We start from the raw sequence: 8307 nt of genomic DNA, 5'->3' as shown, positions 1-8307 counted from the left end.
TTGTTTTATTATAAGTATACGGCACAGATATCTCTCCTTAATTATGGTTTCGTCGCTTATAATTATAGAGATATTTGTGCTTTTTTTGTATTCAAACATAAAAAAAACGATTGATGATTTTACTCACCAACCGTTAAAAGTGTACAGCCTTTTTAATAATTTGCTTACCTGTCATACACACTTCTTGTTTTATATAGAGGGAAATACGTTTTGTAATTAATTGGTAAATTTGCTATAGTTATAAAAGTAAGTAGCGTAGTGACTACGTTATTTAAAAACTTATTTATGAAATGGGTGCAAGATAATGCCTGACAAAGTACGAACATCACCTCAGTATGAGTCGTTCCACGAATTATACAAAAATTACACTACAAAAGATCTCACTCAAAAAGCAAAATCACTAAAATTAACAAACTATAGTAAGCTAAATAAGAAAGAACTTGTGCTAGCCATCATGGAGGCACAAATGGAAAAAGACGGTAATTATTATATGGAGGGTATTCTTGATGATATCCAACAAGATGGTTACGGTTTTTTAAGAACTGTAAATTATTCTAAAGGTGAAAAAGATATTTATATTTCTGCAAGTCAAATTCGTCGTTTTGAAATAAAACGTGGAGATAAAGTGACTGGTAAAGTTAGAAAGCCTAAAGATAATGAAAAGTATTATGGCTTATTACAAGTAGATTTTGTAAATGGTGAAAATGCCGAAGAAGTGAAAAAACGACCGCATTTCCAAGCGTTAACGCCTTTATATCCAGAAGAACGCATTTTACTAGAAACAAGTAAACAAAATTTTTCGACTCGAATTATGGATTTGATTACGCCTATCGGGTTAGGACAACGTGGACTTATTGTTGCGCCGCCTAAAGCTGGTAAAACATCATTGCTTAAAGAAATAGCAAATGCAATCGCTACAAACAAGCCTGATGCGAAATTGTTTGTATTGCTTGTAGGTGAAAGACCGGAAGAGGTAACCGATATTGAAAGATCGGTAGAATCGGCAGAAGTTGTACATTCTACATTTGATGAACCGCCACAACACCATGTTAAAGTGGCAGAATTATTATTGGAACGTGCAAAACGTTTAGTAGAAATTGGGAAAGATGTCATTATTTTAATGGACTCAATTACTAGGCTTGCGCGTGCATATAACCTTGTCATCCCACCAAGTGGACGTACACTATCAGGTGGTTTAGATCCTGCTTCATTACACAAGCCGAAAGCATTTTTCGGTGCAGCTAGGAACATTGAAGCAGGTGGCAGTATGACAATTTTAGCAACTGCGCTAGTTGATACTGGATCGCGTATGGACGATATGATTTATGAAGAATTCAAAGGTACAGGTAACATGGAACTTCATCTAGACCGTAAGTTAGCTGAAAGAAGAGTCTTCCCAGCCATAGATATAGGTCGAAGTTCAACGCGTAAAGAAGAGTTATTAATTGATGCAAAAGAATTAGAATCGTTATGGCAATTGAGAAATATGTTTACTGATTCAACAGATTTTACAGAACGATTTGTTCGTAAACTAAAACGTACTGATAATAATAAAGAATTTTTCGAGCAATTACAAAAAGCAGCGAAAGAAAGCACTAAAACAGGCAAACCAATTATTTAAGTAATATTAATCATGAGGTTAATAATCCAATATTCGATTTGGGGTTGCGTTTTAGAAATAAAGCCATTATACTTATTAAGTATTGGGTAAAAAAACTCAGAAATAACTCTGTTCCAGATGGTCCAGGGCAAAGGAGCTGAAAATAATGAGACAAAATATTCATCCTGAATATCACAAAGTTATCTTTTTAGATACAACTACTGATTTTAAATTTTTAAGTGGTTCAACTAAATCATCATCAGAGACAATGGAATGGGAAGATGGTAACGAATATCCAGTTATTCGTTTAGACATTTCATCTGATTCACATCCATTCTACACAGGACGTCAAAAATTCGCTGCTGCGGATGGTCGTGTGGAACGTTTCAACAAGAAATTCGGAATCAAATCAAACAACAACAACTAATTGTTGTCAAATCGCATTCTCATTCGATGAGAATGCTTTTTTATTTTTGTGGATGTTTTATAGTGGCTAATGTCATTCCAAATGATGAACCATATATGGAAAATTTCTTAATACATAGTGTTGATACAATACAAAATGAAATTGGTTGTGCTGAGTTGAAACTAATTCAAGATAATTATAATTAAATAGATACATAAATTAACCAAATAACTTAACAATATATCCCATTATAATGAAAAAAATATGATATAATGAATCGATTATGTTTTGAAAAAGGTGGAACGCATGATGTATGAAACTTATCATTCCGGGTGGATTGAATGTATTACTGGAAGTATGTTTAGTGGCAAATCTGAAGAACTTATTCGTCGACTAAGACGAGGACTTTATGCTAAACAAAAAGTAGTTGTTTTTAAGCCGGCTATAGATGACCGCTATCATAAAGATAAGATTGTTTCTCATAATGGTAATGCTATAGAAGCAATTAATATTTCAACGGCAGCTGAAATATTAAAACACGATTTATCTGAAGTTGATGTTATAGGTATTGATGAAGTTCAATTCTTTGAACATACGATTGTCGATATTGCTGAGCAGTTAGCTGAAAAAGGACACAGAGTTATTACTGCTGGTCTTGATATGGATTTTAGAGGGGAACCATTTGAACCTATGCCACAACTTATGGCTGTCAGTGAAGATGTAACTAAACTTCAAGCTGTTTGTGCTGTTTGTGGTGCATCATCAAGTCGAACACAAAGACTCATTGATGGTAATCCAGCTAAAATAGATGACCCTGTAATTTTAGTAGGTGCGAATGAAAGCTATGAACCCAGATGCAGAGCACATCACATTGTAGCTCCAAGTAATTCTGAGAAGGAGGAATTGTAGTGTTTGACCAATTAGATATTGTAGAAGAAAGATATGAACAATTAAATGAATTATTAAGTGATCCTGATGTAGTCAATAATCCTGATAATTTACGTGAATATTCCAAGGAACAAGCAGAGTTGCAAAAAACTGTAGATGTATATCGTGAATATAAACAATCTAAAGAAGATATTTCGGAAATAGAAGAAATGTTAAGTGATACAAAAGATAGTGAAGAAATTGAGATGTTGAAAGAAGAACATCAAACACTTCAAAACAAAATTCCTAAATTAGAAGAAGAATTAAAATTCTTACTCATACCGAAAGATCCAAATGATGACAAAGATGTTATCGTTGAAATCCGTGCTGCTGCCGGCGGTGATGAGGCGGCAATTTTCGCAGGGGATTTATATAGAATGTATTCAAAATATGCTGAAGCATTAAATTATAAGACTGATATTGTTGAAGTGACGGAAAGTGACCATGGTGGTTATAAAGAAATCAGTTTTTCAGTATCAGGTAATGGTGCCTTTAGTAAATTAAAATATGAAAATGGCGCGCATCGTGTACAACGTGTGCCAGAAACAGAGTCGGGCGGTCGTATTCATACGTCGACAGCTACAGTAGCGGTACTTCCTGAAGTTGAAGATGTTGAAATCGAAGTGCGTAATGAGGACTTGAAAGTTGATACGTATCGTTCAAGTGGTGCAGGTGGACAACATGTCAATACAACAGATTCAGCTGTGCGTATTACTCATATCCCAACAGGTGTGATTGCTACATCATCTGAAAAATCACAAATTCAAAACCGAGAGAAAGCGTTGAAAGTCCTAAAAGCACGTTTATTTGATATGAAATTACAAGAAGAACAACAAAAATATGCAGCACAACGTAAATCTGCGGTCGGTACGGGTGATCGTTCAGAACGTATTAGAACATATAACTATCCTCAAAGTCGTGTGACAGATCATCGTATAGGATTAACTTTACAAAAGTTAGACCAAATTATGGAAGGTAAGTTAGACGAAATTATCGATGCATTAACGTTAGCGGAACAAACAGACAAATTGAAAGAACTTAACAATGGTGAACTATAAAACGTTACTTAATCATGCAAAAGAGCAGTGTAAGCTTCACAATATCGAAGTAACGCGAGCAGAATGGTTGATGCTTGATTTATTCGAATGGTCTAAAGCAGATTTATTGATGCAAATGCAAGACACAATGTCAGAAGTGCATGTAACCACATATGAAGCAGCCATGAAAAGAATGCTGAATAACGAACCCATTCAATATATTGTGGGTAAACAATCGTTTTACGGTGAGTCGTTTAAAGTGAATGAACATTGTCTGATTCCAAGACCTGAAACAGAAGAAGTGATGTTGCATTTTTATAATCAACTAGATGCTGGCGATACAATTGTGGATATTGGTACAGGTAGTGGGAATATTCCCATCACACTTAAAAAGCTAGATGCTTCATTAGAGGTATATGCTACTGATTTATATGAAGCGCCACTTTTAGTAGCACAAGAAAATGCTAAAACACATCAAGTTGATATATCCTTTTTACAAGGTGATGCTTTAGCGCCACTTATCGAACGTGGAATCAAGGTGAATGGACTGATATCTAATCCACCTTATATTGATGATAGTGAAGCAGTATTGATGGATGAGCATGTGTTGAAATATGAGCCTCATACGGCATTGTTTGCACAAGATAAAGGTTATCGTGTTTATGACACAATATTAGATCAATTGCCATATGTGTTATTGCCACAAGCGAAAGTAGTATTCGAAATTGGTTTTAATCAAGGCGAGACTTTAAAGCGCAAAATTTTAACAAAATTTCCTAATTTAGATGTTGAAATTGTAAAAGATATTAACCAGAATGATCGTATTATTTCATTCGTTTGGTAACTCAAAGATATGTGTCGTACATGAGGTATTCATGTGCGTGCATATCTTTTTATTTTGTTTTAAAATAGAAAGCAAGTATGAAAGGACGTGTCAAATGAATACGAAAATATGGGATTTACGTCAAATGGAGCAGTCATCTGAAGAACTAGATGCACTCAATGAAATGAAAGATATTTTTGAAAATGGCGGACTTATCGCGCTCCCAACAGAAACAGTCTATGGTTTAGGTGCTGATGCGCGAAATGAACAAGCTATTCATAAAGTATATGAAGCCAAAGGAAGGCCATCTGATAATCCTTTAATTGTCCATATACATACATTGGATCAGATAGACGCTTTTTCTAGTGGGATAACTGACGAAATAAAAAAACTTATGAAAGCATTTTGGCCAGGTCCTATTTCGTTTATCGTACCATTAAAGAAAGGCTATTTATGCCGAAGTGTGAGTGGTGGTTTAGATTCTATTGCAGTCCGAATGCCGAGTCACCCAATTGGTCGCCGTATCTTACAGTTCGTCGATTTGCCGATTGCTGCACCAAGTGCTAATTTAAGCGGGAGACCTTCTCCGACGACATTTGAACATGTCTATCATGATTTAGATGGTCGAGTTGACGGCATTGTTAATGGAGATCAAAGTGAAGTAGGACTTGAAAGCACGGTATTAGACTGTACGCAATTCCCATTTAGAATTGCAAGGCCTGGATCGATTACGCAGTTAATGATAGAAGCAATCCTTCCGAATTGTATTACTACACAAGGGGCGCTAGACATTGATAAACCTATTGCTCCAGGTATGAAATATAAACATTATGCACCAGATACACCTGTTAAAATTATTGATTCATTAGAACATCAACCTAGTTCAAATAAAAATTGGGATAAAACAGCATTTATCCTACCACGAAGTATGCGAAAACTAGTTCCTGAGTCAGCTACTTTTATCACTTTGTGTAAAGATGAAAATGATATCAGAGGCGCGAATCACAATTTATATCAAATATTGCATCAACTTGATCAAGATAATCATATTGAACAAGCATATATTTTAGGTTTTCCTATCAATGATGAGTCTACAGCGATTATGAACAGAATGATGAAAGCAGCAGATCAAGTGATAGTAAAAGGAGAGGAACTATGAGAATAATATTTGTTTGTACTGGTAATACTTGTAGAAGTCCAATGGCTGAAAGTATTGCTCAAACAAAATTACCAGAACATGTTTTTGCTTCTCGAGGACTATATGCATTGAACGGCCAACCTATTTCAACGCACTCGAAATCTATATTAATTGAAAACCAATTACCTGTACCACATAGTGCGACAACTTTTACAGAACTAGATTTAGAAGCAGATCTTATTTTGACAATGGGTCAATCGCATAAAATGGCAATTCAACAACAATATGATTACCCATCCAATGTCTACACGTTAAATGAATATGTAGAACAAATTGGTGAAGTTTCTGATCCTTATGGTGGGAGCAAAGAGGACTATCTTAAAATATTTAATGAATTAAATTTACTGATTGATAGTTTAAAAAATAAAATATTAAAGTAATAAATTAAGGAAATTAGTATGAGACATACCATAAATAAGTTATAATAATAACGTGTAGCAAATTTGCTATCAGTCAATTTTGTACGTTTTAAAGCAACAATTATGTCGAGTTTGTTTATGTCAATTGAGTTAAAGGGGTGGACAAATGGAAGAATTAGATTTGTTATTAAATGAATTGAAAGCAAAGGATTTTTTCAAAGAACAGGAACTATGCATTATCGGTTGTTCAACTTCAGAGGTTATTGGTGAACGTATTGGTAGTGTAGGATCCATGGAGGTAGCTCAAGAAATATATGAAGCTTTAAAAGCAATTGAAGACGAAACAGGTGTTTCATTTGCCTTTCAAGGTTGTGAACATATCAATAGGGCTGTGACAATTGAAAAAGCGCAATTCAATCCTTTAACAATGGAAGAAGTTACAGTTGTTCCAGATGTTCATGCAGGTGGCAGTTTAGCAACATATGCATATCAACATATGCGAGAGCCAATTGTTGTAGAATACATATCAGTTCCAAAAGGTATTGATATAGGACAAACACTTATCGGCATGCATATTAAGCACGTTGCAATACCTGAACGTACAAGCGTTAAGCAAATTGGTGAAGCAATTGTCACAATTGCATCTTCGAGACCTAAAAAAATTGGTGGCGAAAGAGCAAAATATAACTAATACAGAAACGAGGGAATTACCAATGTCATTTATTCAAAAGCAAGATAAAGAAATATATGAAGTGATTCAAAATGAGTTTAACCGTCAAAATAACAATATTGAATTAATTGCTTCAGAAAACTTTGTTTCAGAAGCGGTGATGGAAGCACAAGGATCAGTATTAACAAATAAATATGCTGAAGGTTATCCAAATAGAAGATATTATGGTGGTTGTGAATATGTGGATGTGTCAGAAACATTAGCAATTGAACGTGCGAAAAAGTTATTTGGTGCTGAGCACGTTAACGTTCAACCACACTCCGGTTCTCAAGCAAACATGGCTGTTTATCTCGTAGCATTAGAACACGGTGATACTGTATTAGGTATGAATTTAAGTCATGGTGGTCATTTAACACATGGTGCGCCAGTGAACTTTAGTGGTCAATTTTATAACTTTGTTGAATATGGTGTAGATAAAGAAAATGAACAAATTGATTACGATGAAGTTTTGAAAGTTGCGAAAGAGCATAAACCAAAATTAATTGTTGCAGGTGCATCTGCTTATTCTAGAACAATTGACTTCAAACGTTTCAGAGAAATTGCAGATGAAGTTGGTGCAAAATTAATGGTAGATATGGCGCATATCGCTGGTTTAGTTGCAGTTGGTTTACACCCAAATCCTGTTGAATATGCAGACTTTGTTACGACAACGACACATAAAACTTTACGCGGACCTCGTGGTGGTATGATTTTATGTAAAGAAGCATACAAAAAACAAATTGATAAGAAAATATTCCCTGGTATACAAGGTGGACCATTAGAGCATGTGATTGCTGCTAAAGCTGTCGCATTTGGTGAAGCACTACAAGATGACTTTAAAGTGTACCAACAACAAGTGATTCACAATGCGCAAACACTTGCTAAAACATTGACTGAAGAAGGGTTTAGAGTAGTTTCTGGCGGTACCGATAACCATCTAGTATCAGTAGATGTTAAAGGTTCAGTAGGTATTACTGGTAAAGTAGCTGAAGAAACATTAGATGCTATTGGTATTACATGTAATAAAAATACAATTCCGTTTGATCAAGAAAAACCATTTGTAACAAGTGGTATACGTTTAGGTACGCCAGCAGCAACTACACGTGGTTTTGATGAAGCGGCATTTGAAGAAGTTGCCAAAATTATCAGCTTAGTATTGAAAGATCCGGAAAATAAAAAAGCATTAGAAGAAGGAAAAGAACGAGTTAAAAATTTAACTGCAAAACATCCTTTGTATAACTAAAAATG

General features: G+C 34.9%; 10 protein-coding genes. All 10 read left to right on the top strand.

All coding sequences use genetic code 11. The features are described 5' to 3' along the window. The first annotated feature begins 304 nt into the window (after positions 1-304). The 10 genes from rho to glyA all read left to right on the top strand — a co-directional run bounded on the left by rho (position 305) and on the right by glyA (position 8302). Complete coding sequence (gene rho / locus BJS11_RS12450; protein WP_069996395.1) at positions 305-1621, top strand: transcription termination factor Rho; 1317 nt, start codon at positions 305-307, stop codon at positions 1619-1621. Between the two features lie 145 nt (positions 1622-1766). Then, a complete protein-coding gene (locus BJS11_RS12445) occupies positions 1767-2027 on the top strand; it encodes a type B 50S ribosomal protein L31 (RefSeq protein WP_069996396.1) in 261 nt (86 codons plus the stop codon). 62 nt (positions 2028-2089) lie between these two features. Further along, positions 2090-2212 carry a hypothetical protein gene (locus BJS11_RS14040; protein WP_258953797.1) on the top strand — a complete coding sequence of 41 codons (123 nt, stop codon included), beginning with the start codon at positions 2090-2092 and terminating at the stop codon, positions 2210-2212. A 103-nt stretch (positions 2213-2315) separates the two neighbouring features. Further along, positions 2316-2915, top strand: coding sequence for a thymidine kinase (locus tag BJS11_RS12440; protein WP_069996397.1), 600 nt, complete (start codon positions 2316-2318; stop codon positions 2913-2915). After that, positions 2915-3991: a peptide chain release factor 1 gene (gene prfA, locus BJS11_RS12435; RefSeq protein WP_069996398.1), complete on the top strand. Its 1077-nt coding sequence runs from the start codon at positions 2915-2917 to the stop codon at positions 3989-3991. Before BJS11_RS12440 ends, prfA begins: the two co-directional genes overlap by 1 nt. Further along, positions 3978-4814, top strand: a complete 837-nt coding sequence (gene prmC / locus BJS11_RS12430; protein WP_069996399.1) for a peptide chain release factor N(5)-glutamine methyltransferase — start codon at positions 3978-3980, stop codon at positions 4812-4814. Before prfA ends, prmC begins: the two co-directional genes overlap by 14 nt. Before the next feature lie 94 nt (positions 4815-4908). Beyond that, positions 4909-5952 carry an L-threonylcarbamoyladenylate synthase gene (locus BJS11_RS12425; protein ID WP_069996400.1) on the top strand — a complete coding sequence of 348 codons (1044 nt, stop codon included), beginning with the start codon at positions 4909-4911 and terminating at the stop codon, positions 5950-5952. Further along, positions 5949-6371 (top strand): low molecular weight protein arginine phosphatase, encoded by a 423-nt coding sequence (locus BJS11_RS12420; RefSeq protein WP_069996401.1) that lies wholly within the window; start codon positions 5949-5951, stop codon positions 6369-6371. Before BJS11_RS12425 ends, BJS11_RS12420 begins: the two co-directional genes overlap by 4 nt. 145 nt (positions 6372-6516) lie before the next feature. Next, on the top strand, positions 6517-7041 hold the full coding sequence (locus BJS11_RS12415) for a TIGR01440 family protein (RefSeq protein WP_069996402.1): 525 nt from the start codon (positions 6517-6519) through the stop codon (positions 7039-7041). 22 nt (positions 7042-7063) lie between these two features. Then, positions 7064-8302 carry a serine hydroxymethyltransferase gene (glyA, locus tag BJS11_RS12410; protein WP_069996403.1) on the top strand — a complete coding sequence of 413 codons (1239 nt, stop codon included), beginning with the start codon at positions 7064-7066 and terminating at the stop codon, positions 8300-8302. Positions 8303-8307: the final 5 nt, after the last annotated feature.

It is taken from the genome of Staphylococcus caeli (assembly GCF_900097965.1).
Taxonomy (GTDB): Bacteria; Bacillota; Bacilli; order Staphylococcales; family Staphylococcaceae; genus Staphylococcus; species Staphylococcus caeli.
Note: the sequence above shows the minus strand (reverse complement) of the source record. Positions and strands in the feature narration are given on the sequence as shown.